This window comes from Sphingomonas sp. PEI4 (assembly GCF_056679955.1).
The window spans coordinates 51,924-73,793 of record NZ_JBWXPI010000005.1; the positions used below are offsets into that span (position 1 = coordinate 51,924).

General features: G+C 62.2%; 25 protein-coding genes. 5 read left to right on the forward strand and 20 right to left on the reverse strand.

Going from position 1 to position 21,870, the window contains the following annotated elements; translation table 11 throughout:
- Nucleotides 1-13 precede the first annotated feature (13 nt).
- From AC1MLZ_RS23475 to AC1MLZ_RS23565, 19 genes are all read right to left on the reverse strand, one after another.
- On the reverse strand, nt 14-1,408 hold the full coding sequence (locus tag AC1MLZ_RS23475; protein WP_426284087.1) for a conjugal transfer protein TraH: 1,395 nt from the start codon (nt 1,406-1,408) through the stop codon (nt 14-16).
- A 68-nt stretch (nt 1,409-1,476) separates the two neighbouring features.
- A complete protein-coding gene (locus tag AC1MLZ_RS23480; RefSeq protein WP_480962258.1) occupies nt 1,477-2,403 on the reverse strand; it encodes a conjugal transfer protein TraF in 927 nt (308 codons plus the stop codon).
- Nucleotides 2,384-2,734, reverse strand: coding sequence for a hypothetical protein (locus AC1MLZ_RS23485; protein ID WP_426284086.1), 351 nt, complete (start codon nt 2,732-2,734; stop codon nt 2,384-2,386). The genes AC1MLZ_RS23480 and AC1MLZ_RS23485 overlap by 20 nt, the downstream gene beginning before the upstream one ends.
- Nucleotides 2,735-2,768: 34 nt before the next feature.
- Nucleotides 2,769-4,562, reverse strand: coding sequence for a conjugal transfer protein TraN (locus AC1MLZ_RS23490; RefSeq protein WP_480962259.1), 1,794 nt, complete (start codon nt 4,560-4,562; stop codon nt 2,769-2,771).
- On the reverse strand, nt 4,563-5,303 hold the full coding sequence (gene trbC / locus AC1MLZ_RS23495; RefSeq protein WP_480962260.1) for a type-F conjugative transfer system pilin assembly protein TrbC: 741 nt from the start codon (nt 5,301-5,303) through the stop codon (nt 4,563-4,565).
- Between the two features lie 12 nt (nt 5,304-5,315).
- A complete protein-coding gene (gene traU / locus AC1MLZ_RS23500; RefSeq protein WP_426284191.1) occupies nt 5,316-6,305 on the reverse strand; it encodes a conjugal transfer pilus assembly protein TraU in 990 nt (329 codons plus the stop codon).
- A gap of 23 nt (nt 6,306-6,328) precedes the next feature.
- Nucleotides 6,329-6,607, reverse strand: a complete 279-nt coding sequence (locus AC1MLZ_RS23505; RefSeq protein ID WP_480962261.1) for a hypothetical protein — start codon at nt 6,605-6,607, stop codon at nt 6,329-6,331.
- The gene (traW, locus tag AC1MLZ_RS23510) at nt 6,607-7,218 is read right to left on the reverse strand and encodes a type-F conjugative transfer system protein TraW (RefSeq protein WP_426284082.1); all 612 of its coding nucleotides are present in this window, start codon (nt 7,216-7,218) and stop codon (nt 6,607-6,609) included. The genes AC1MLZ_RS23505 and traW overlap by 1 nt, the downstream gene beginning before the upstream one ends.
- A 23-nt stretch (nt 7,219-7,241) precedes the next feature.
- Nucleotides 7,242-7,784 carry a S26 family signal peptidase gene (locus AC1MLZ_RS23515; protein WP_480962262.1) on the reverse strand — a complete coding sequence of 181 codons (543 nt, stop codon included), beginning with the start codon at nt 7,782-7,784 and terminating at the stop codon, nt 7,242-7,244.
- The gene (locus tag AC1MLZ_RS23520; RefSeq protein WP_426284080.1) at nt 7,774-8,427 is read right to left on the reverse strand and encodes a TrbI F-type domain-containing protein; all 654 of its coding nucleotides are present in this window, start codon (nt 8,425-8,427) and stop codon (nt 7,774-7,776) included. The genes AC1MLZ_RS23515 and AC1MLZ_RS23520 overlap by 11 nt, the downstream gene beginning before the upstream one ends.
- Nucleotides 8,424-8,765, reverse strand: coding sequence for a hypothetical protein (locus AC1MLZ_RS23525; protein ID WP_480962263.1), 342 nt, complete (start codon nt 8,763-8,765; stop codon nt 8,424-8,426). The genes AC1MLZ_RS23520 and AC1MLZ_RS23525 overlap by 4 nt, the downstream gene beginning before the upstream one ends.
- Before the next feature lie 5 nt (nt 8,766-8,770).
- On the reverse strand, nt 8,771-11,353 hold the full coding sequence (gene traC, locus AC1MLZ_RS23530) for a type IV secretion system protein TraC (protein ID WP_480962264.1): 2,583 nt from the start codon (nt 11,351-11,353) through the stop codon (nt 8,771-8,773).
- On the reverse strand, nt 11,350-12,300 hold the full coding sequence (locus AC1MLZ_RS23535) for a TraV family lipoprotein (RefSeq protein ID WP_480962265.1): 951 nt from the start codon (nt 12,298-12,300) through the stop codon (nt 11,350-11,352). The genes traC and AC1MLZ_RS23535 overlap by 4 nt, the downstream gene beginning before the upstream one ends.
- Nucleotides 12,300-13,178, reverse strand: a complete 879-nt coding sequence (locus tag AC1MLZ_RS23540; RefSeq protein ID WP_480962266.1) for a DsbC family protein — start codon at nt 13,176-13,178, stop codon at nt 12,300-12,302. The genes AC1MLZ_RS23535 and AC1MLZ_RS23540 overlap by 1 nt, the downstream gene beginning before the upstream one ends.
- Nucleotides 13,165-14,502, reverse strand: a complete 1,338-nt coding sequence (locus tag AC1MLZ_RS23545) for a TraB/VirB10 family protein (protein WP_480962267.1) — start codon at nt 14,500-14,502, stop codon at nt 13,165-13,167. The genes AC1MLZ_RS23540 and AC1MLZ_RS23545 overlap by 14 nt, the downstream gene beginning before the upstream one ends.
- Before the next feature lie 3 nt (nt 14,503-14,505).
- Nucleotides 14,506-15,324, reverse strand: coding sequence for a type-F conjugative transfer system secretin TraK (locus AC1MLZ_RS23550; RefSeq protein WP_480962268.1), 819 nt, complete (start codon nt 15,322-15,324; stop codon nt 14,506-14,508).
- Nucleotides 15,321-15,893, reverse strand: a complete 573-nt coding sequence (locus AC1MLZ_RS23555; RefSeq protein ID WP_480962269.1) for a type IV conjugative transfer system protein TraE — start codon at nt 15,891-15,893, stop codon at nt 15,321-15,323. The genes AC1MLZ_RS23550 and AC1MLZ_RS23555 overlap by 4 nt, the downstream gene beginning before the upstream one ends.
- A gap of 1 nt (nt 15,894) precedes the next feature.
- Nucleotides 15,895-16,185 (reverse strand): type IV conjugative transfer system protein TraL, encoded by a 291-nt coding sequence (gene traL / locus AC1MLZ_RS23560; protein ID WP_480962270.1) that lies wholly within the window; start codon nt 16,183-16,185, stop codon nt 15,895-15,897.
- Between the two features lie 59 nt (nt 16,186-16,244).
- Entirely contained in the window at nt 16,245-16,565 is a 321-nt protein-coding gene (locus AC1MLZ_RS23565) for a TrbC/VirB2 family protein (RefSeq protein WP_480962271.1), read from the reverse strand.
- 360 nt (nt 16,566-16,925) lie between these two features.
- Here AC1MLZ_RS23565 and AC1MLZ_RS23570 point away from each other — a divergent pair, with 360 nt between their 5' ends.
- The 4 genes from AC1MLZ_RS23570 to AC1MLZ_RS23585 all read left to right on the forward strand — a co-directional run bounded on the left by AC1MLZ_RS23570 (nt 16,926) and on the right by AC1MLZ_RS23585 (nt 19,364).
- A complete protein-coding gene (locus tag AC1MLZ_RS23570; RefSeq protein WP_480962272.1) occupies nt 16,926-17,387 on the forward strand; it encodes a hypothetical protein in 462 nt (153 codons plus the stop codon).
- Nucleotides 17,388-17,476: 89 nt separating this feature from the next.
- Nucleotides 17,477-17,992 (forward strand): hypothetical protein, encoded by a 516-nt coding sequence (locus tag AC1MLZ_RS23575; RefSeq protein WP_480962273.1) that lies wholly within the window; start codon nt 17,477-17,479, stop codon nt 17,990-17,992.
- Nucleotides 17,993-18,141: 149 nt separating this feature from the next.
- Nucleotides 18,142-18,381 carry a hypothetical protein gene (locus tag AC1MLZ_RS23580; protein ID WP_480962274.1) on the forward strand — a complete coding sequence of 80 codons (240 nt, stop codon included), beginning with the start codon at nt 18,142-18,144 and terminating at the stop codon, nt 18,379-18,381.
- Nucleotides 18,382-18,662: 281 nt separating this feature from the next.
- Nucleotides 18,663-19,364 carry a helix-turn-helix domain-containing protein gene (locus AC1MLZ_RS23585; protein ID WP_480962275.1) on the forward strand — a complete coding sequence of 234 codons (702 nt, stop codon included), beginning with the start codon at nt 18,663-18,665 and terminating at the stop codon, nt 19,362-19,364.
- A gap of 198 nt (nt 19,365-19,562) precedes the next feature.
- Here AC1MLZ_RS23585 and AC1MLZ_RS23590 read toward each other — a convergent pair whose 3' ends face one another.
- The gene (locus AC1MLZ_RS23590) at nt 19,563-20,321 is read right to left on the reverse strand and encodes a lytic transglycosylase domain-containing protein (RefSeq protein ID WP_480962276.1); all 759 of its coding nucleotides are present in this window, start codon (nt 20,319-20,321) and stop codon (nt 19,563-19,565) included.
- A 255-nt stretch (nt 20,322-20,576) separates the two neighbouring features.
- Here AC1MLZ_RS23590 and AC1MLZ_RS23595 point away from each other — a divergent pair, with 255 nt between their 5' ends.
- Nucleotides 20,577-21,869: a hypothetical protein gene (locus AC1MLZ_RS23595; RefSeq protein ID WP_480962277.1), complete on the forward strand. Its 1,293-nt coding sequence runs from the start codon at nt 20,577-20,579 to the stop codon at nt 21,867-21,869.
- The last annotated feature ends 1 nt before the right edge of the window (nt 21,870 follow it).

Sequence of the window (21,870 nt, forward strand, 5' to 3'; positions counted from 1 at the left end):
TCCGTCACCCGTCCTAATTGAGGCCCTGGGCACTCAGGCCCCGCGAGAAATTGAGCGATGCAGACATCGCCGGTGACATGCTGTTCTGAAGGGTCGACTCCAGCATGACCGACTTGTTGATGAGCGCGATCGTCTGATTGAGCGTGTCCTTCAGCTTGATATCGCGCTGCGCGTAGCGGGTACGCGCTTCGGCCAGCTGGTCGCGCCACATTTTGCCCATTTCGGCATCGGCCGGCTGCACCTGCACGGTCGACTGACTGATCCGGTCGAGCATGTTCTCGATCATAGAAGACAGCAGATTGACCGCGACGATCTCGGCCAGCGCGCTGGTCTCGCCGTCGGCAAAGTTCTGGTGCGCCATCGCCTGGACCGCGAGCATTTTGTAGAGCGGCAGCGTCGTCATGTTGAGAAGCTGCTGCTCGGACGCATCGAGAGCTGCATCGGTGCGGATCTTCGAGTTGATCGAGTCGATCATGCCCTTGATCTTCGAGCGCAGGCCGGGTCCCGCCTGCAGAGTCTGCTCGGTCATGTTGAGGCATGCTTCTGACTCGTCGCAATGCAGGATCTTGACCGGAGTGCCCGTCGTAGTGCCGTCGAGGAGAGCGGTGACGACTGCATCCTCGGCCGGGCCCACGAAGCCGACGATCGCTCCCGCCGGGGCCTTCGGATTGATGACGATCGTACCGACCAGCGTCATGAGATATTCCGAAAATTGCTGATCGGTGCTCCCGAACTTGTTCGACTTCTTGATTGCATCCCAGGTGTAATTCCGCGGGCTACCGGGGATCTTGTCGGCCATCGCCGGATCGGTGTTGCCCTCGAGGGTGGCGTCCTGTTCACCACCGGCGCCGCAGCCCTGCCGTGACCGCGCCCAGTCGGAAAACTTACCCTGGCTGTTGCCGACCGCCGCGCAGATCGTCGAACGCGCCCCCGCCATTTTCGGCCATACCGAGCCGACCAGACCCTGTGCTGCTTCGCACGAGGAAATGTTCATCTGGTTCATCTGCTGCGCCTTGTTGGCCATGGTATCCATGACCTTGCCGATCTCGGGCGAGACGCTGTCGATCGCGAGCTGGAAGGCGAAGCCGAGCGCATTGTTTGCGGTTGCCTTCAGCATGGCGACCATCTCAGCGCCGTTGATGAACGAGAAGGAGCCGGTGAACAGGTCGATCCCACCACAGCCCGCAGAAACCTTGGGCATCTGGAGGTTGAAGGGCTGGACGCTCTTTTGCGGGAAGCGGGTCCAGACGTTGCCCATCGAATAATAGCCGGCCGTCTGTCCCTGATAGGCGCTCGGCCCCGTGACATTGGCGGCACCGCCAGCATCCTGGAAGAAGCTGTTCATCTGCCCTGCGACATCGGCGCGCGCCATCCCGACCGGGATCATGCTGGCAGCACCCAGGCTCATGGCAACCGCGGCGGTCCGGCGAAGAAGGGCGCGGAAGGGTGAAGGGCGAGGAGAGGGGGTGTTTGCCATCAGAAGTCGCTCCCGACCTTGGCGTTGGTGAGCATGAAGATCCGTTCCATGACCTCGTCGGCCGACATGACCCCAAACCCGATCGGCACGGTCTTGCGGGTCACGGTGTCGAACAGGACCAGCGCCGGCGTGGCAAGCGGCACGCCCATGCGCTGACGCTGTCCGCTATCGACGACGTAGTTGGGAAATTGCCGGCTTGGTCCACCATCCGTCGAGACCGCCATGACGGTGATCCGGTGGCTGTCGGCGACCGAGCGAAGAATCGGCGAAAAGACCTCGCACGCCGCACAGGACTGCGCGAAGAAATAGAACATGCCATAGCGCTGACCGAGCTGCGACAGGACCTGGTCGCGGGTCGCCGAGCGGTTATCGGTCCATGCCCGCTTGGCGACGGTCGAGACCGGGCGCTGCAGCGTGTAGTCGATGTCCGGGTTCTGCCAGAGCGCACGCTGCCAAGTATCGGAGAAGGTCGACGCGCGATCGAGCTGTTCGCGTTGATAACGGACGTAGGCGATGACGTTCGCTTCTGTCGGCTCGAGAATGGCACGTGCCTTCAGTTCGTCGAGCTGCCTGGTGATCGCCTTCAGCTGCGCCGTCGACGACTGCTGCGGCTGCGCGGACGCCTGTGGAGCGGACGGCTTAGCCTTGGGCTTCTCGCAGTAGAACCACTGGCCGAGTTTGCGTTCGCCACAATAGAAGTCGCCGGCCTGCTGCTGTTCCGCGGCGTCAGACGTACGGTCAAATTCGGGCTCGACCACAGCGTTGGTTGCCTGCGCATCTTCGTCACCGATTGCCTCCGCCATCGCCGCGCTCTGCAGGTCGACAGATTGCGCGAGCGCCGGCGTCGCCACGGGCGCCGTTGCTGCAAGCAGCATCAGAATGGCGGCGGTCAGCCGGCCGGCAGGCTTAGTCTTGATCGTCGTCATCATCATGCTCCCCGTCGAGCTCAATCATTGCGAGTTTGAGAACTGACATCATCGCGGCGACGTCGAGCATTCTGGTGCCCTGATCGAGCATCCGGACGATGCCGCGAAGATGGCTCCGGCCGTGCTTTCGCCCCATGATCGTTGCGCGCATCCCGGTCTCGCGGCGAACCAGCCAGCCCTTGTCCGCCATGCGCGGAAAGGCCTGCTCGACCTCGAGCGGATCGATCGCGCACTGAAACCAGTGCGAGATGGTCTGCGCGACCTCGCCTGCCGACGTGCCGCGGCCAGACCGATGAATGCGAAGGAAAATGGCAAGATCGAGCACTGACATGTCGATCGAACATGGCCCCCCCGGACCCGTCACATCATTTGCTCCCGTGAAGGTCATAATACCCCTGAATCTTGGTTTGAATGTCGGCCATCACGGAGACCTCACTGGGCAGCTTTGCTGCGTCCATGAACTCCGCATAGACCTCGGAAAAATCCATCTGGGACAGGTCGAGGCGCTGGAACTCCTCGATCGAAAAGCCCTTGCAGGTTTCGTCCTTGGGCTTCGCCCACGGCTTGCCGATCTGCTGGCGGCCCTGTTCCTGGAGGATGCGGGAGAGCTTGCTACCGAAGCAGCAATAGGCGTCCTTCGATGTGACGCAGACGCCGAGCACCTTGTCCGAACAATAGGATCCGACCTTGTGGCACAGCCCCTTGTCGTCCTTCTCGTCGAGCTGCTTTTCGGCCGAACTGCACAACCACGGCGTCAGGAGCGGTACGCCGCTGCCCGAACAGCAATTCGAGGCACCGAAGATCTTTTTGGAACAGGTGCCACGCTCGCCGGAGAACACGGTCAGATTGTTCGGGTCGAACTGCTTGCCGGCGTCGCCGATCGAGTGAAGAGCGACCAACGCGTCCTTGAACTCGGTCGACGCCTCGCGCTCGATGGTCTCGCAGCTGCCGTTCAGACAATAGACGTCGCCGCCACAGACATATTGCTTGTCAGTCGGTGCCTTATCGTCGGGCAGCGGGCAGCTGTAGACGCGCTGCGATACCTTGCAGGCGCCGCTTTGCGGATCGTCGAGGCATTCGTCACGTAGGAATTTGCACAGCTTGTTGTCGTCGAGCGCGCTGCAATCGCTGGCCGGCGTGAGGCGCTGACAGGTGAAGGAGCGCGACCACGCCCAGCACGCCTGCGTCACCGGCACACCGTCGATAATGCGGGTTTCAGGGCCTTCGGTGCAGACTTCGGCCGCTTCCGGAATGCAGGTCGTGTCGGCCGCCAGCGCCGGGCAGGTGCCTTCGTTGCGGGCGACGGTAACGCTGAGCGTCCCTTCCTTCTTCAGATAGGCCGTACCAGTCGCAAAGTTGTGGTGGCTGGCGATCTCAGCGGCCGACAATTCGGCATTGCAGGAATACAGCTGCGCCGTGCCGCTGACATTCTTCTTGCAGTATTTGCGGTAGCCTTCGACGTCGTTAGCGCCACCGCCAAGATCGATCTGCGCGTCGCAGATGTGCTTGGAGATCGGTTCTGCCCGGCAAACGCCGGCATTGACCTTCGCCTGCATGACGCTGTTTTTGGCGAACCCGTAGCCCTCGTTTTTGTCGAGAACGCCGTAGTAAAACCAGCGCGCGGTGTTGACGACGGTCGGCACGAGGTTTCCGCGGCAGGCCTCGACCGTGTCCGTAACTTTCGACCCCTTGTTGCAGGTAGCCTCGTAATAGCCCTTTGAGCCGACGGAAGGAGGAAGGGCCGTGCATGTTCCCTCAGCACCGCCAAGGCTTTGACCGCCCAGATAGGTTTCAGGATCCTTCTCGATCGCGGTGCCGCGGGAGGTCGCCGCCAGGATCTCGGCATTGCTGAAGGTCGCCCGCGTGCGTGCGCGATCGGTCACCGTGCCGAACGCCTCATCGGTGCCGGCCTTCGAACCACCATCGACCACCAGCCGGTCGGGATCGTCGAAATAGACCTTCTCTGCCAGATCGGTGCCGCCATATCCCGGCAGCTGCGCGAGCTTGGCATCGTTCGGGCCAAGGCTTTCGTCAGCACGCATCGACTTTCCAAGATCAGCGCCCTGCTTGCGTGCTTCCTCGATCGTCGTCTGTGCGACGACGCCGCTGGTGGCGCCCGCCAGGACGCTCAGTAGCAAAGAGAAAGCGACGCGCTTCACTCAGACGCCCTTGCTGAGGTTACGCAATGCGACGGATGCCACGCCGGCACCGGGGCCGTGCGCCGCGACGAAGGTGTCGAGCACATAGCGAACCGAGACGTTGCCGGTGATCTTGTCGTGTGTCGGCACCGAGGTGGTGCAATTCAGGCCCGAGCAGAGATCGAAGTCGGTCGAGACGGCGACATAGGTCGGAACCGCCTCGACGTTGAATGCACGAAAGAGCCGCGGGTCGATGCCGACATTGGACAGCTGATCTTTGTCGGTAACGACCTTGCCCAGCATGGCGCTGAAGGCCTTCATCGAGTTGTCCGGGAAGCCCCGGAAGACAACCACACCGCCCGCCTTGGCCGTGTCGGCAATGAGCTGACGAAGGGCCGCAGGCGGCATCGACAGGCTCGCAAAGGCGATGAACTGCGGCGCATCGCCCTTGGTGCCGGCGACGTTCTGGCTGGCCCCCTTGATGATCTCGTCGAAGTCGAACGCACCGTCCCCGTTCACCGGCAGATCCGCTTTCGCGAGCGCGGTGAGGTTAGTGCTGCTCTTTGCCTGAATAGCGACGGCCTCTTCGCGGAAGGCATCGCCGCGGTTGCGGACGTGCTCGGCAAAGATGTCGGCGTCACCTTGCATGGCGGCCGAGCGCCGCTTGATCGCCTCGAGATCGAGCCCGTCGACGGTCTGGGCGATCGCCTGAATGCCGGCGAGCCCGGCGATTGCAGCAATAACGATGGTGATACGGCGCATGATTGTCTCTCCTCAGAGCACGCAGCAGTTGCGCTTGCGCCAGACGAGGTAGCCCATGTCCTCGCCCTTCACGGGAAAGGAGCGGCCAGCCTGCGGTGGCATGGTCGAGGCCCCGAGCGGCGAACAGGCCATCTTGCCGCTGACCATCGGGATGGGGTTGACCATCTGGACGCGGTATTGCTGCTTGCGCAGCACCGGCATGGGGTACTTGTTGCACAGGCCCTTGGAGCCCATCGTGCCCCAGGCAAGGCCTTCGCGGTGGATCTTGAAGGCGAAGCGGGCCAGCGCGAGGCGCGACGCCTGCACATGACCGATCGAGGCCGCGATGTTGCCGTTGACCGGGTACATCGGCCCCTGGCAGCCAGCGCACCAGAAGGTCGCATCGAGCGGCAGCTTGGCGGTTGCCGCGATGCAGTCGCCGGCGCACGCGGCTTGCGCGATAGGCGACGAGAACAGCACGGCTTCGGGATTGATAAGCGCGGTCAGCGAGTCATCCTGCCAGAGCGGATCGACCTCGGTCATGTACGCGATGTCGAACGAGGCCTGCTCAAAGCACAGGAAGTCGGTCAGGATCTCCATCCAGTAGAGGAGCGGATAGACGTACCAGTGGACGTGCCACTTGGAGGTGTTCTGACCGTTCCCGCCGGTCTGCGACGGGCCGGATAGTTGGCCCTGGCCGATGTCGAACCCGGGAGCGATCCTCGTGCCGCCCAGATTGACAAAGCACCAAGGCTTGGTGGTGACGTCGGCAAGACGAACGGGTTCCCAGAAGCCGGCCGAAATGCCGATGCGCGGCACCGGACTGCCACACGCGCAGACGGGGAGGGACGGGTTTTCCGTGTCGGCGCGATTGCTCGGCCAGATCTTCAGGCCACCAACCGAAAGAGGGAACAGGCACGACCAGCAGACGTCGGTGATCGGATTCACGAATTTGCCCGAGCACTTCGATTGCGCCTCCGCGCGAGGGCTGAGAACGCTCGAAAGCACGAACGCACCCAGCATCAGCGTCAGGAAGCGCAAGAGCTTCACGCGTGCTCCTCCGACGACCGTGCGGCGTCGAGGAAGGCGTTGTCGGCGCGGTTCTTCCGGAAGACGTAGAGCGCGGTATGTAACGCCGTCGTGGCCAGGATCGCCGCCACGACGAACGAGGCGGGGCGCCCGAACAGGGCAACGAGCGGCGAGATTGCGATCACACCGATACCCGACAGGACGCAGAGTACCTGGAAGGTCCGGCGCATGGTGCGCAGGTCGTCGGTTTCAGGGGCCGCCATCGGCGTGCGCAGGAGGTCGAGCCACATCGGCATCAGCTTATTCCCTTCAGCTTGATTTCGGAGAGCTTCAGGACGCGGCCATTCTGGACGGCAACGGCCGGGGTGTGCCGAATGCCGAGTTTGCCGGTGAGCCGACCTTCCTGATCGAAGTAGAAGCGCCGCTTGCGGTTGGTCATCTCCTCGATCGGCGAGCCGTTCACGAGGATAATCTTGGCTTTCAGGTCGCTGTACTGCGACGTCGCCCATTCCATCTGTGCGGCGTCATCGCCGTCGACGAACACAAGCGCCTGATGGACCGCCACGAAATCGAGCGGGTTCACGGTCTGGCCGGCACGAGCGATGTAATTGCCCTTCTGGTCCTGCACGTCCCGCTCGATGACGATCGTGGGATCATAGGCCCAGCTGCGTGGCTCCGTTGCCGCGGTGATACCGGCGACGGGCTTCGGCCGACGCACGCGCGCCTCGGACCGCTTGGCGAACTCCGCGTTCATGCGGTCGATCCCGCCGGTGGCTTGGAGACGCTGCAGGCGGGCCTCGATCGTCGTCAGCAAATCTGGCTCGATGATCGGAAAGGCCTGGCCGACGACGCCGTGGTCACTGGCGATCGCAACGGAGGAGGTCAGAAGTGCGCTGACCGCGAACATCACACAGAGATCGAGGGCGGTCCTCACAGGATTGGGTCCCCGACGCCAACGATCTTGTTCGAGCAGGCGTAGCCGATCGCGGCATAGCGGCTGTCGAAACCGTCCTTGTGCGGGCTGCCGACATAGTAGCAGCTCTGCGGGATCACGCCCGTCGGGCCGGCCACCAGCGGCTCACCCAGTTTGGTGACAGGCTTCATGTGGCTGACGAGCTTGCCGGCGACGAACACATCCGCGCCGCGGTGCACGACGGTATCACCCGGCATGCCGTAGACGATCTTGCCGAACATCTGCTTCTTCGCACCGAAATGCTTGATGACGAGCGGCACGGCAGGCGGCACGAAAAAGACGTATTCGCCACGCTTCGGCACTGCCGTCTTGTGGATGACGAATGCCCAGTTCGGCAGCGATTCCGACGCGTTGATCAGGAGCCCGTGCGTGTCCCGCCACTCGGCGATCGCGTTCAACGATATCCCACCGGCGACGAACAGGCCAAGCGCTGCCCAGAGGCGTTTGCGGGGACGGAAGCCCTCAGCCACTGCTGGCGCCGCAATTGCCTTACTGGCCACCGGGACCACCAAAGCTCGAGACCATGGCACCGGCAACCGACGGGTCAACCGGTGCGACGTCCTGCGCAGTCGCGGGGGCAGGCACTGCGGCAAAGGGGTTCGGCGCGGCGGGAACGGGTGCGGCCTGCGCCATTTCCACAGGCGCGATCGCTGGCGCGGCAGGCACCTGACCCTGCATCATCGAACCCATCTGCGCGGGCGTCGCGGGCATCGGTGTCTTTACGCCAGACGCGTAAACGGCTCTCGCGACGTCGGCGGTGATGTCGGGCACGCTCTTGGACAGCACAGCCTCGCCGACGAGAATGACCTGGCCAGCCGCACCGCGACGCTGCAACTCGGTGTCGAGCGATGCCATGAATGTGCGCATTTGCGCCTGGACCTGGTCGGGCGGGGTCGCGCTGCGGGCTTGCGCCTGTACATACTCGCCAACGATGCGGGACAGGTCTGCCTTGACGATGTGCTGCGGCTTCTCGGCGGTCACAACCTTGGTGACCCACATCGCCCAGACCAGCGCCAGGACGAGGGCGGCAGCAATCAACAGCTGCGCGGCGGTGTAGCCGGCGAACACCGTCTTGCGCCGAACCGTCACAGCTACAGGCGAGGCCATGGGTTCGGCCGTGGGTGTGGTGATCGTCTCAGTCATGCGCGGTGCTCCCGGCGAGCAGCGTCACGCGGCAAAATGGCGTGACGGCGAAAGAAGATGATCGCGCCGGTGATGACCATATGGACGATGCCGACGATCATCTTGAACTGGTCGATCCGGCCAGCGTCCGCTGCGAGGTAGCGGCTGGTCATGTTCTGCAGATGGTTCATCATGCCATCGAGCGAGAAGCTACCGATGAGCAGGAAGAACAGGACGAAGACGCCCCACGTCATCAGCAGCGTCGTGGCCAGAAAGCCCGCGAAGTGCAGTCCGAAATAAAGAAAATAGCCGTAGTCGACCTTGCGCTCGACGTGGAGGGGCTGAAGAACGGTTGCCATGGTGGTCACTCCGCTGCGATCGCCAGCGCGTCATCGGCGCCCGGATCGGTCCATTTCTCGGGGTTGTCGGGGTAAGCGACCCGCTCGATCGCCTCTTCCATCGTCAGACCCTGCGCGAGCAGGTCATGGATCGCCGCAAACGTGCGTGGCGACGACGAGTAGACCGTCGCTGAATAAGGATCGAGGACGAGCCGGCCGACTGCCAGCGTCTCCGGGCCCTTGATCATCACGTCGGAATATTCGGAGCCGTTGCGCTTCAACGAGCGGAGCAGCGCGTCGGTGTAGTCGTCCATCTCGAAGCGATCGTGCTTCTTGAAGTCGGCGATCGTCTCCGCCTTCTGCTGCAGGATGACGAACCAGTCGCTGTTCTCCAGCGCAGCCTTGGATCCGTCCGACTTGTAATAGTCGTTGAGGCTCTGCGTGGCGGTCACCAGCGACGCGCCGTATTTGCGGCAGGTACGTGCATACGCTTCGATGAAGTCGGCCATCGAGCCGCCCTTGAGCATCTGCCACGCCTCATCGAGCAGCAGCGCCTTGGGGACCGAGCGGTCCTCGCGTCGCATCGCCTGTGACGCCATGAACATGATCGCCGTCAGGGCGACCGAACGAAGCTCCTCGCGCGATGACAGATCCGACAGTTCGAACACCGTCAGGTTGTTCTTGAGCTGGAAGGACACCTCGCCCTCGAAGAAGCGGCCATAGGTGCCGTTGGTCGAAAAGGGGCGCATCGCGATCGCGAGATTGATGGCGAGCGGGTTTGTGGTTTCGTCGAGCGCTGCGATGACGTCGTTGACCGAGCCCTGCCGGCCTTTCTCGGCCCAGACCTTGTTGATCGCGCCATCGATCAGGCCGCGCTCGGTATCGTCGAGCTTGTCGATGTGCCGCGCCATCTGGTTCACGATCGATTTCAGCATGGCGAAGCAGTCCATGAGGTAATCCTCATCGGTCTCCGCCAACACCGGATCGATCATCGAGAACGGGTTGATGCAGAACCCCGACGACATCGTAAACTCGACGAACGCGCCGCCCTGCAGCTTGGCAGAATGCTCGAACGACCGGCCATCGTCGATCACGACGACCTTGGCACCGGCGCCGACCATCGAGGCGCACAACTCCTGAAGCGCCACCGACTTGCCCGAGCCGGACTTGCCGAAGACCGCCACGTTATGGTTGCCCGCCGTGTTCTCGAATGGCGACCAGAAGAAGGGCTGGCCGCGCCGACCAATCAGCATCAGGTGCGGGTTGTTGCCGCCCAGATATTCGCCTTGGAGCGGCATGAGGCTAGCCGCCGTCGTGGTGAGGACGGTGCGCAGCCGCTTCATGTTCTTGAGGTCGAACGACAAGCCGTTGGCCATCGTCATCGGCATCGCGGCGAGCAGGCCCTGGATCTGCAGATAGCGATCGTCGAGCAGGTCCCAGCCCGCGGCACGATACACCGACTTCAGGATACGCTCATTCGCGTCGCCCTTGCCCTTCGGGCTGAATGAGGTGACCGAGTAGAACGCCTGCACCAGCTTGCGGCCTTGGCGCAGCTCGTCCTTCACGAAACGCCACTCTTCGGACTGGTCCTTCAGCTGTGGCAACATGCGCGCGGACTTGCTGTCAGCGAGACTGGTGGTGCGCATGAACTTGCGGCCGGCGCGCTGCCCGGAGGCTTCGGCGTCCGGGAAGTCGAGGCACAGGTTGGTCGACACGGGGCAGGGCATGCGCAGCTTGTCGGCGAACATGTCGCCGATCAGCTTGGCCATGTCCCACGGCGCCCAGCGCTGCGGCAGGTTGCGCACTGAGAAGGAGCGCACGTCGAACGTGTCCGGGTAGATCTCACCAATCTCGGGCGCGTGCTCGACGGTCTTGCCGGTAGGCCGGAACCGCTCGGTGCGCAGCAGAATACGGTCCGGCTCGATCTTCATCTCCAGATCGTGGCGCACTGCCTGGTCGGCGATCGGGTCGAACGGATTGTAGGTGATCGTGTCGTCACCGGGCGCCGTCGTCGGCGAGGTGATGTCATCGATCCACGAGATGAGGCCCCTTGGGTCGACGGCCCGCGCATGGACGCCGAGCGACTCCAGCGCCGAGATCAGCCCCTCCATGACCGAGGTAATTTCCTCGTTCGAGACGCGGCTCGACTCTGGGGTCGAGTAGGACAGGCCGAGGCGGTGATTGCGCAGGCAAAAGGGAGCCGATGCCGACAACGAGTTCCAGACGCCGCCCATCAAATACTCGGTACGGTGCCGCGCCATGCGCTCGTAGATGCCCGACGCGGAATAGCGCGGCATGTACCACTGTGAGAGCTTCTCGCTGATGCGCGGACTCATCCAGCCATGCACTTGCAGAGCACCCGGCGTGGGAATGCCCTCAGACAGCAGCTGGGCCAGCATCTCGTGGCTTTGCTCGGTTGCGCCGATCATCGGCGTCGCCTCGAGGAAGAACCCGCGCGAGGCGCTGTTGTAGTAGATCTGTGTCTTCGGATCATAGCTACGGTAGGGCAGCCAATGCACAAACCGCGGGACAGCAGAGTCCGGACGGCCGTTCTCGGGCTTGGCGGAGTCGCCGAGGAGCGTGGCAAGCAGACCTTTGAAGATGCTCACTGGACAACTCCGGGGAACGAGGACGCGCGCAGCACCGGCAGCGGGTTCGCACTCTTTGCCGCCTCCCGCGCTTCAGGCTCGGCGCGAGCAAGACCTGCACGGATGGCAGGGTTGGCGCCGACAGCAGCGATCGCGGTGCGACCAGCCGGGGTTGCATACTTCGGCACCGTGAGTGCCGAGGTGGACGTGAAGGCCGGGCGGACAGGCGCGGGTGACGGGAGAGGCTTGGCGTTGGTGGTCATGCCAACCGCGACCGGCGTGTTTGTCGTGGCGGCTTGCTTCGAGCCATAGGTCAAAGCGGTAGGAGTTCGGAGGGCGGAGGGTGACACTGAAAGACGGCGCGGCGTCTTCGAGAGGCGACGCGCGACCTGGTCCTTGATGTCACCAACCGGATCGGCCTGGACCCGTGCCGCGGCAACAGCAGCGGCGCTCGGCATGTCCGGATCAGCAACGGAGGAATCCTGCATCATGACGGGGGGATCGGCACGGTCGACGGCCGCTAGCAGCGTGTCGCCGCCCGTTGCAGCTTGAACCTGTGCCGGGGTCGTCGCGACAGCGTTGCTAGCCAGCGCGCGCTGCCATTCGCCGCGCTCGACGACGGCATGGACCGCGGTCTGCTCGTGCAGGCGGCCGGCAGCGTCGATCTGCGCCGGGAAAACGATGCGCAGCACGCGCTCCTGGCTACGCGCAGGCGTAGCGGCCGCTGTATCGAAGCCACGGCCTGCGCTTTGCGGCGCGCTGTAGGGACCGGCAGGCGTAATCATGCGATCACCATCCTCGCCAGCGATCATAGCCAGCGCGCGATCGTCGATCGTCGAGCTGGGCGCGCAGATCCCGTCAGGCGCAACGCAGGAGAAGCTACCCTTGATGTTGCCGCCCATCGTGGTGCAGCTGACGAGGCCCGTGCCCCCCAGGATGAGCGCGAGCGCCCCAAGTTTCATGCGCATTACGACCGGCCTCCAGCGATGAAGGAGGCGAGCGCCTCCTTGGGACGATAGCCCTCGATCATCGCGCCATCGGCGCGGACGATGACGGGTGTGCCGTTCAGACCGTGCGAGCGAGCGAAGCGCTCATTGGCGTCCAGTCCGGACGTGTCGCAGGTGGCGGCATTGCGAAGAGGCTCGCCAGCATAGGCCTGATGAAGGGCGGTCTCGCGGTTCTTGGCGCAATACACCTGATTGGCGAGGTCGCGGCTGCCTAGTACCGAGATCGGCCGTTCGACGACACGCACGTTCATCGACCGCAACGTGTTCGACAGTGCCCGGCAATAGCCACAGCGGAAGTCGCTGAAGACCGTGACCGTCTTGCCCGACTGGTTGCCCCAGACGATTGCGCCATCCCTGGGGAGACCGTCGAGCGAGATACGCGATGGCGTCGTCGGCGCCGTGGGCTGCGTGCCGGCACCGACCGCCTTGGCGATCGGCGGTTCACCGCTGTCGGCTGCATTGTTGGCTTTGGCAGCACCGCCGATCAGCGTGTCGGGATTGATCTCGAGAAGACGGGTCGCGGTCAGATCCTGACGGGTCTCCATGTCGTAGACCCGGCCGATGACGAGGTAGCGCCCCGAGCGATCGACGTAGAACAGGTTGTTGCCGGCGGTCACTTCGCAAAGGCCATCAACGACAGCGCAATCGACCTTGCTGACCTGCGTCTTGGGCAGGCGGGCCTTCAAAAGAGCGATTACCGATGCGTCGGCAGGACGAAGCGCGGCATAGGCGGCTTTCGCACCGATCGCGGCAGCGATGAACGCCGCGACGATCAGAAGGAGAACCAACACCCGCGCACCAGTCAGGCGCTTGTCGGCGCTGCTATCAGTTCCGAACATAAACACCCTCCAGGAAGACGATCTCGACGTCGACGCCGGTCGGCATTTCGATGACCGGTTGGTACTGCTCGGCACGCTCGATCAGGTATTTCGAGACGTCCTTGCCGGTCTCCTGCGCACCGCCGCCAAGGGCACGAAGCCCGACGTTGCCGAGATTTGGCGTCTGGTTGATACTGCCGTTTCCGGCAGCGGTGTTGATGACCGGCATGCTAAAAGCCGAGTTGAGCGCTGAGCCCGCCCCGCCGACGAGGCCGGCGAAGAAGGCTTGCATCGCCAGTGAGCCCTCGCGGCTGACGACGCGGCCACGAACCCCGGTCTTGCCGCCAAACGCGATGAAGCCCTTCACTTCGGAAACCGCGTAGCGCCCGCCCGGTTGCGGGCAGGTCATCTTCTGCAGCTTCACATAGACCTTTTCGCTCGAAAGATCGCCGCGCGCCGCGCCGTTTATGAGGCAACCCTGAATCTTGGTGGTGAGGAGCTTACCGTTCTGCAGTACCGACCGCGCGGGGCCGGTTACGCGCAGGACGACGGGAAGCGGATCGGTCTGGCTGTTGACGCCGGCCGCGGCATCGACGCCGACGATAACCTTGGCGCTCGCGAAGCTATTGGGCGGGAGATAGTTCGGGCTATCGGTGTAGACCGTGCTGCCTTTGGAGACGCGCGACGCGTTGCCAGCCTCGGCCGAGCCGAACGAGACCATCTTCACCTCGCTCAAGCGCGAAGGAGCGATGTCCGGGGCGTTGCCGGCGCCGGCAACGCCGGGGCTGCCGTACATCGCCGTGCTACCTGGGCCGTACATTGCCTGCGGACCCGGCGCGGGCGCTGGGGCGGCAACGCGTTCGTTGACCTGCCGGCGCAACTGATCGTTCTCAGCCTGATAGGCGGAAACGACACGCTGGCCGTCTGCAGACATCGACTGATTTTGCGCGCGCATCGCATCAAGCTGCTCGGCGAGCTGCGCCACGCGGGCGTTGGTGCCCTCGACACCCTTCAACTGGTTTTCGTTGGACTGGAAGCGGTTCTCCGACTGCGCCATCCACTCCTGCTCGGACTTGGTCTTGTTGGTCATGTCGCTGACCGAAACCGTCTTCTTGTCCGCGCTGTCGGGATCGATTTTCTTGACCGCGTCGTCACCGCCAAAGATCCAGAACGACGAGGCAACGAGAACCACGCCGCAGCCGGCCGCGAGCTTCATCTGCTGCTTCTTGCGGGTCTCGACGTTGCCATCCAGCTCCGAGGCGATCGGGGATACACCGTCGCCGTCAACGACTTCAGGAGCGTCGAGCGGCTTACGCTCGCGAGAGAAGATATCTTTGATGCCCATGGCTTAGTTTCCGTTCCGCGAGACGAGGTAAGCGGTCGTGACCCGACCCGGCGCGAGCTTGGGTTCGGCGATCGACACCGCGAGTGCGCTCGATGGCGCCACGCTGGCTTCGGTCAGCACGGTCTCCTTGGTGCCCTTGTTTTCGATCCGCAGGACGCGGCCGGTGAGGGCGTCGCCGCGATATTCAGCGATCATCTGAACCTTGAGGTCGCCGACATAGACGGGTTTCAGCGAGCGCTGACGCATCTCGAAGCCGTCGACCGTCTTGTTGGCGTACATTGCCTGCACCAAAGTCACTGCGGCCTCTTCCGGCGAGGAGGTCTGTGCAACCTTGGTGCTGGTACCGGCTTCAGCGGCGTCGGCCTTGGCGATCGCGGGGTTCGAGACGAACACCTGCACCGCCTGGTCGCCGCTGATCCGGCACTGGAACTTGTAGACGTAGCCGCGCTTGCTGGTGCCAAAGAACGACAGGAGCTGGCGACCGAAGCCCTCCGGCACCGAAAGGTAGATGTCGCCGCGGACCGGCTCGTTGACGACCGAAAAGTCGTCCGAGGGGTTGCCCGTGTTTATCTTGGACACACCGGCGAACTCGTCGCCGACGAGGCTGATGCGGGTGAGATCCTTGGCAGAGGCGTTACAGGACACCTGCGCGCCGTCGTCGGCCATCAGCGTCTGGTCGCCAGCCGCGAAGGCGGGGGCCGCAAAGACGAAGATCGCGACGGCAATGAGGGCCGCGCCAGCGATGCGGCTCAGCCAGCAAAAGGTGCGACTGGAGAGGGCAGTGCCGAGAGCGGCGCTGCCAAGGGCGTAGATTGCGGTCACATCACAGCTCCCGGACGGGTCTTGGGTTGGACCATGCTGAAGCCGACGAGCTTCAGGGTCATGCCGGCATATTCCCAGTCGTAGACAAAGGTCCGCTGCTCGGATGACACGATCTTCTGGCCAATGACCGTGTTGAGCTTGCCCGACACCGTGGACTGTAGCGCCTTGGGGTCGATCTCCATGCCTTCGAGCGTGAAATACTGCGACATGCTGGAGCCGCGCTGTTCGTCGACGATCTTGAGGAGGTCGGCTTTGATCTTGCCCTGCGACTTGGGCGAGACGATCGCGAGGACGGACTTCATCCAATAGTCGAGGCTACTCGGCGTGCGGTTGAGCGTGAGCACGGCAGTATCGCGGGTGATAAGCTCGAGATATTCGCGAGAGACGCCAGTTGTGGACAGCGTGACCGGCGAGCCAAGAACCGGCTGGAGCACGATTTCGCGGCTACGTGTCGCCGACATAAGGAGCAGGAGCGCGACGAATCCGGCAAGAACCAGTGCGGCTATGCCAAGGAGATTGCGCTGGCGAAGGACGCGCTGGCTTTGCGCGTGCTGGTAGGAAAAATCCATGTCAGCCCACCATCAGTCGGAGGTAGGAAGGTGGCGTGGCGCGAAGCGACGGGAAGCCGCCTGGCAGATGCCAATACGCCAGATGGATCAGCCACGAAGTAGCCCGCCCCGCCTTAGCTTTTCGGAGGCTCCACCATCCCAGGATGGCCAAGCCGATCCCGATGACGATGTGTTGGGACAGGATCCCCCAAGTGAAGGGGATGACCATCGCGAGGAACTCGTCGAGCGTCCAGAACCCGATCAGCTCAGGATCGTCGAGGTGCGATGGGATCACGTACTTATCGGCTGACATCACGCCACCTTCAAAGACGATGCCGGCGAAGCTGCTATCAACGCCGGCACCGGGTCGGGTCAGATGGTGGCGGTGACGGTCGAGGTGACGATGGGGATACCGGTGCCTGCACCGACGCCCACACCGACCGGGATCGCGACCTGGCCGAGCGAGAAGCGGCCCGAGGCCAGACCGACGACGCCGCCAGCCAGCGACAGGACGGTGATGATCTTGCCGCCCGAGCCTTCGAGGAAGCCGGTGAAGGCATTGAGTGCCGTGTTGAACGTAGCGTCCGCACCAGCGAATGCCGGCGAAGCGAGAACAGCGGCTGCTGCTGCCGCACCGATGACCGCCAGGGCGGTCGTCTCGGCGCGACGGCCGATCTTGAGCATGGTCTTCATGATAAGGAGTCTCCTTCGATCGAGCGCATTTCAGCGCGCCCAATGAGAGACTGACCGATAGAAATCTGACGCTGCAATCACGATTCGTCGGAACCATCTCGCGGCTGAAGATTTTTTAACTTTTAGGCTACATTGTGCCTCCTCCGAATCATTTTGCCCGGATATTCAGGGCACCTGCCCGGGAATCCCGGGCACCTGCCCGGAAATCCCGGGCGGCTGCCCGAGAAATCCGGGCATCCTATTTGGCATCGTGGACGTAACTGGTTTAGCCGTCGCCTTCCGGGATACAGGCTAGCCCTTTTACAACTAATAGGGTTAGGCTGGCGATCGAGATGGACTCAGTTTCGAAGGTTAATTATCGTGACGGCTGAAAAGGCGTACCAAATATCCGTGTCAAACCACTACTTTCGGCTGACCACGGAAAGCATACGGCTTCTCTCGAACAAGAATCAGACGTATTGTTCTCTCGGCGCAGTCTTCGACCAACGTGCAGTACGGGCTGCGGAGTTGGTTGATAGCTACGATGCCGAGGACATGCGAAACCACTTGCGCATCATTCCCACCAAAGGCGAGGTGGAAATAGAGTTCACGATTCTCGAAACCAGTGCCGCATCGATTGAGATGGCCACAGCCGCTCTTGCCGAGGCACTTGGACGAGCCGTCCTATTGCCAGATGCCCTGTCGCTACTGATGTTCGATCTCGTTGTTGAGCGCAACGCCACCGAGGTCTTGACCAAATTAGGAATGACTGCATCGGAAGCTGAGAGCTATCGGGTTTCATTGAAGAAAAAGAACCCAAACGTCATACCGCTTAGACGGTAACGTCGATTAGCATTAAGTTTCGATTAACTTTCGGTTGATTTCCACGATTAGCTGCGCCTACCCATGACCTATCAGCCGGGAGAAGGGCGATGGGCGACGCGACGCGAAGTTGGGCGGAAGAGCCGCAGAGGGCTATTCCGGGGTTTGAGATAGAAGATTACATTCTGGCGCGGATGGACCTGAGGGGACTAAGCGTCAGAGAATTGGCATCCTTGGCGAATATCGGACGTAGCCGGCTCCACGATGGACTACACCGTGAAGCCGAGAAGCGTGTTCGCCTCAAGGTCCCGGAGATCGCGGGAATCCTCGAGATATTGAGCATCAATCCGATCGAAGCATTTTTTGCAAAAGAGATACTGCAGAAAAATGCTGACGTTGGCTTTCATGACCTACTCAAAGTTATCTCTATGGTCTGCAGCATAGTCGATGGTCTGTCAGAAGAGATAATAACCGTCGTAGAACATGTAGACGGTCTTGGTTTTGACGATGTAAGGCCTGAACATGGTCAAGCTGCACGAGAGTTAATGGTAAAGGCTGTAGAAGTTGAATACCAAAAGATCGCTAAGCGTCGTTCGAGGCGCTTTGGAGGATTTGGCGAGGAATAAGATACCCATCGCGAATTGTTGCGGCCACTCGGAGCTGTCGGGTGGCCGCTTTGCGTTGCGGCGTAGATCGACACCCCAGGTCGGCGAATGATCGCACGAAAATCGAGCGCTAGATTGCGCCTGGAGAATATGTCCGTTAACCGATGGTTATGACAGAGTCGGAATCCACCAATCCAAAGGCAGCGTTTGCTCGTCGCAAGGCAAATAGCCGACGCGGCGAAGGGTGGATTCGTAACAGCTTTTGGCTGGCGCCTGTCTCGATCACCGTTCTCGATAGCGTGCGCGATCGCATGGGGCTGACCTCTCGCGAGGCGACCCTGAATGCGATCCTCGAGCGAATCGACGACGACATGTTTCTGAAGCAGGAGTTTTTGGCTGTGACCAAATAAAGAGAAGCCCGGCACGAGGCCGGGCATCCCCAAGTCGGTGGTCGGGAGCAAACCCGAACCGGTTATGTCAGCGTCGCCAAACGCCAACGGCTCTCTTCAAAGCCAGACATAGCCCCACTCGACAGCGGAATCAAGGATGCGCGTTTCGCGCCACGCTATCGCTTTGTCTGATCCGGCCTCCAACAAGGAGGAAGGCAATGGAAGCTATTACACTCGGAGGAGCGCTCGTCACGGCGCTCTCCGGCATGCCCGTCAGGTCCAGGCCTGCACGGTCAGGAGCCGTGCGTCGCACCGGCGCACCGGTTCTGCGAAACAGCGTCGAAGCAGGTACGTTCGAGGAAAGCTTTTTCGCTATTCCCGCGAAGGGTGAGACCGATGGCATGCTGCGAGCAGCACGTAAGGGGCTCGACGCAGCCCGTGGGCTACGCCGCATTTCGCGGCGGGGGGAGAGAACGCTGAGTGTTGCGGAGCGCGCACTGGCGACGCTTACGGCAAGCGCGGTGCGAGTCTTCGAGGAAATCCTGACGCTTGCTCGCCTGAACAAAGGGCGCGTCTTTCCAAGCTACGAGTATCTTGCCGAGGCAACGAACCTCGGACGCGCAACGATCACTCGTGCGCTCACGATATTGGAGAACATCGGCTTCATCGTGCGGCAGCGCCGTTTCAAGCGCGTTGCCGGACAAGGAGCAGGCCCCCGCTACGAGCAGACGTCCAATGCCTATCGGCCTCTTCTCCCATCGCGCGTGCTGGCGTTCCTGCCCCGTTGGATGCGACCGGCGCCTCTCCCGGTAGATACAGAGCAGCATCAAATCGAGCAGGTCGGCATCACCAAGGGCATGCTTGCGTCGCTGTCTTGCAAGGAGCTGGCTGAGGCCACAGTCAGTGGACCGCTCGGTAAGATCTTGGCCTTGCTCGGAGCCGGTGTCGACCGCGCAGAGCGCGAGGCTCAAAACCGTTCGGAACCGCTAAGAGATTCTATTTAATAAGGGCAAAATGAGTTGGCCTACACCGGCCAACGACGAATTATCGGGGATGACGGTTCAACGCTGACATTTAAAAAAGCGGCAAACCTCAAAATAGAACGCAGGAGTGTCGGCTAACGCCGCCACAATGCTCCCGGCTGGAGCATGCGGTTTCTGTTGTCTGCTTCATAAGCGTTGGTCACGGCGGAAACGCCCGAGTCAGAACTGGGTCAACGCAGCGATCCTCCTGTAATCATGAGGCAGCGTCGAGATCGTTGCAGGCGACCCTGCCGGGGAGGTCAGACGGGACCAGTTGGCGATGATATTCGTCACATATGCCTGTGTCTCGGTTATACGAGGAACTAAGCCACCGCGCACTCGACCCGGCCCTGCATTGTAAGCCGCGAGAGCGAGGTGTACCTGCCCGAACCGGTCGAGCTGCTGGCGGAGATAACGGGCACCGCCACGCATGTTCTGTAGCGGATCATATCGATCGACACCGAGACCAACCGCCGTCCCCGGCATTAATTGCGCGAGGCCATAGGCATTCGCTGTCGATGTCGCGATCGGGTTGTACCCGCTTTCGCGGATAATCATCGCATCGAACAAACCGGTAGGGATCCCGTGCTCGCAGGCCACTGCGCTCATCATCCCGTAGTAAGCAGCACGGCGAGTTTCCGCGCTATGCGCGAGAAACCCTGACGGGCGGTAAGCTAGCGGTGCGCAGCCTGGCTTGAATGAAACAGGCTGGGTGGCAATCCCGCCGCGAAGCCAGCCGGGAACCTGGATCGACGAAAACGCCGCAACACTCGCGGGTTCGCGACCTATAATAGGAGCACCCACCGGGGCTACCGCCGCTGCGGCCATCTCCTGCTGCATGCGGAATTGGACGTAACGGCGACTTAGATCATGGACCTGAAAGGCGTCAGGCAACGGTGATGCCTCGGCTTCTACCGCTGCCATTGAGATGTCGGGCAAAGTCGGGTCCGGGATCGGTAGGCTCCGCGTCATCGAGATTAGCTGAACCTTCCGGAATGCTGCCCCCTTTGGTGCGGCACCGGCTTGCGAACCGACGATCAGAGCGGCGCAAAGGCCAGCAGCAGCGAGTGGATAACGCACGGAAAACCCCCAATAGCCTTGATATTTAGGAGTTGAGATCAAGCGGTTTGTGCTTGTCAAGATCACCAGAGCTGCCGAAAATGATCGAAATCAGCGTCTGAAGGTCACACGAACATGTGGTTGATCCACCGCGATACCGACGGAAACAGCCGGGATCGGATCCCGCTGCCGGCACCCCTGCATGAGGCGCTAGTGCGTTGGTATGTCGGCGACGGCTCGTTCCACGACGAACAGGCTGGCGTGACGCTCGTCCAGAATGCCCGGATCGGGCACCGCTGGATCGCCTGCGGCTGCCTGGGACCGGGTAAGGCGCCGCCTATTCTGACGCCGGCATATCTCTCCGAGGCCGAAACCTACTATTTGCGCCGGTTGACCAGCACCAAGCGGCCGGAGCACCGCACTGATTGCCCCTTCTTCCGCGACCAGGCCACCAACCGCATTACGGAAGTCAGGTCCCACAACACCCCGACCGATCCACCTTCAGGCTTTTTCGAGGTCTTGCGCCCAGCGCCGGAGAAACTCGCACAGCGACCTGAGGACGACAGTCTAGACGATCGGACCCGCAACGCCTCGACCCCGCGGCTCGCGCGGCTCCTCTGGCGCCTTCTCGAAAGCGCCGGTTGTAACACGATCGCCCCATTGGGGATGGGATATGAATGGTCAATCAGGGAAGAGTTCGCAGCGCTCGGACGTGCGGCCGCCAAGATCGAGATAGCGCCGGGCGTCGAACTCGCCAGGGCATTCTGGACACACGCGCGTCCCCTCGAGACGAACACGGTCTATGGCACGCTACGCTCACTGGCGGCGAAATGGCCCAAGACACACGCTCCGCAAGGTTTCGTCGCGCTCTATGCCAAGGCGATCAAAGGCAATGAGATCCACGTGCCTGACGGTGAACCGGTCACAATCGCGACGCGCGTCCAGTCGCCCTCGATCCGGGGTAACCACATCACCGGACCGTACATCGTCCTTGTCGTCGCTGGCGAATATCCCGAGGCGCGGGGCTATGCACCGCTGCGCGCCTATGCCCAGCCGATCTACAATGGCCGTATGTTCGTGCCCGTGGAATCCGACTTCGAGCGCAAGGCGCTACGCGCGATCCTTGATACCCAGCGCATGTTGCACGCCCGGGGTGTCGACATGGCCATCAGCAAGCCACTCTTCGATTCAATGACACCGAAAGGCCCTTGCCGGCCGGACTTCATCCTGGAGGCGAGGTCGCGCATGACGGGGGAATTGCGGACGGTGGTGGTGGAGGCGATGGGGTTTGACAGCGACGAGTACGAAGCTGCCAAGGCAGTGACGCACCCTCGCATGGCGGTCCTGGGGGATCTTGTGACGCTCGATAGGTCCGAAATGGATCAGAATTCTGCGTCGACCAAACTGCTTCGGGTCCTGGACATATGAG

Coding starts and splice junctions, on each gene's coding strand:
- AC1MLZ_RS23505 (WP_480962261.1), bottom strand. CDS start 6,607: ATGCCGATGTGGCTCGACCTCCTGCGCACGCCGATGGCGGCCCCTGAA.
- AC1MLZ_RS23525 (WP_480962263.1), bottom strand. CDS start 8,765: ATGGCAACCGTTCTTCAGCCCCTCCACGTCGAGCGCAAGGTCGACTAC.
- traW (WP_426284082.1), bottom strand. CDS start 7,218: ATGTTCGCGGTCAGCGCACTTCTGACCTCCTCCGTTGCGATCGCCAGT.
- AC1MLZ_RS23565 (WP_480962271.1), bottom strand. CDS start 16,565: ATGAAGACCATGCTCAAGATCGGCCGTCGCGCCGAGACGACCGCCCTG.
- AC1MLZ_RS23540 (WP_480962266.1), bottom strand. CDS start 13,178: ATGTTCGGAACTGATAGCAGCGCCGACAAGCGCCTGACTGGTGCGCGG.
- AC1MLZ_RS23475 (WP_426284087.1), bottom strand. CDS start 1,408: ATGAGCCTGGGTGCTGCCAGCATGATCCCGGTCGGGATGGCGCGCGCC.
- AC1MLZ_RS23575 (WP_480962273.1), top strand. CDS start 17,477: ATGGGCGACGCGACGCGAAGTTGGGCGGAAGAGCCGCAGAGGGCTATT.
- trbC (WP_480962260.1), bottom strand. CDS start 5,303: ATGCGCCGTATCACCATCGTTATTGCTGCAATCGCCGGGCTCGCCGGC.
- traL (WP_480962270.1), bottom strand. CDS start 16,185: ATGTCAGCCGATAAGTACGTGATCCCATCGCACCTCGACGATCCTGAG.
- traU (WP_426284191.1), bottom strand. CDS start 6,305: ATGCTGGGTGCGTTCGTGCTTTCGAGCGTTCTCAGCCCTCGCGCGGAG.
- AC1MLZ_RS23545 (WP_480962267.1), bottom strand. CDS start 14,502: ATGGGCATCAAAGATATCTTCTCTCGCGAGCGTAAGCCGCTCGACGCT.
- AC1MLZ_RS23520 (WP_426284080.1), bottom strand. CDS start 8,427: ATGACTGAGACGATCACCACACCCACGGCCGAACCCATGGCCTCGCCT.
- AC1MLZ_RS23535 (WP_480962265.1), bottom strand. CDS start 12,300: ATGCGCATGAAACTTGGGGCGCTCGCGCTCATCCTGGGGGGCACGGGC.
- AC1MLZ_RS23555 (WP_480962269.1), bottom strand. CDS start 15,893: ATGGATTTTTCCTACCAGCACGCGCAAAGCCAGCGCGTCCTTCGCCAG.
- AC1MLZ_RS23595 (WP_480962277.1), top strand. CDS start 20,577: ATGTGGTTGATCCACCGCGATACCGACGGAAACAGCCGGGATCGGATC.
- AC1MLZ_RS23580 (WP_480962274.1), top strand. CDS start 18,142: ATGACAGAGTCGGAATCCACCAATCCAAAGGCAGCGTTTGCTCGTCGC.
- AC1MLZ_RS23480 (WP_480962258.1), bottom strand. CDS start 2,403: ATGACGACGATCAAGACTAAGCCTGCCGGCCGGCTGACCGCCGCCATT.
- AC1MLZ_RS23485 (WP_426284086.1), bottom strand. CDS start 2,734: ATGTCAGTGCTCGATCTTGCCATTTTCCTTCGCATTCATCGGTCTGGC.